Genomic DNA, 231 nt, shown 5'->3' with positions numbered 1-231 from the left:
TGCCGGCCAAGGAGCGCAAGCGGCTGGCCGCCGCCGAGAAGCGGGTGAAGGAGCTCGAGCGGGAGCTGCACCGCAAGGAGAAGGCGCTAGCAGAGACGGCGGCGCTGCTGGTGCTCGAAAAAAAACTTCAGGCGATGGGGTGGGACGAGAGGCACCTGGCAGACGAGGACGACTCCGGGGACGAGAAGAGCGAGAAATGACGCTCGCCCACGTCGACGAGGCCCTGGAGAA

The 231-nt window shown here is 66.2% G+C and carries 1 protein-coding gene; it reads left to right on the top strand.

Annotation, left to right across the window (positions count from 1 at the left end; genetic code table 11):
* A partial coding sequence (locus FJV41_RS53405; protein WP_220138098.1) for a hypothetical protein occupies nt 1-200 on the top strand: 200 nt, incomplete at its 5' end.
* Nucleotides 201-231 lie beyond the last annotated feature (31 nt).

Source organism: Myxococcus llanfairpwllgwyngyllgogerychwyrndrobwllllantysiliogogogochensis (genome assembly GCF_006636215.1).
Taxonomy (GTDB): Bacteria; Myxococcota; Myxococcia; order Myxococcales; family Myxococcaceae; genus Myxococcus; species Myxococcus llanfairpwllgwyngyllgogerychwyrndrobwllllantysiliogogogochensis.
The sequence above is the reverse complement of the archived record's forward strand: the minus strand, read 5'-3'. Positions and strand labels throughout refer to the sequence as shown.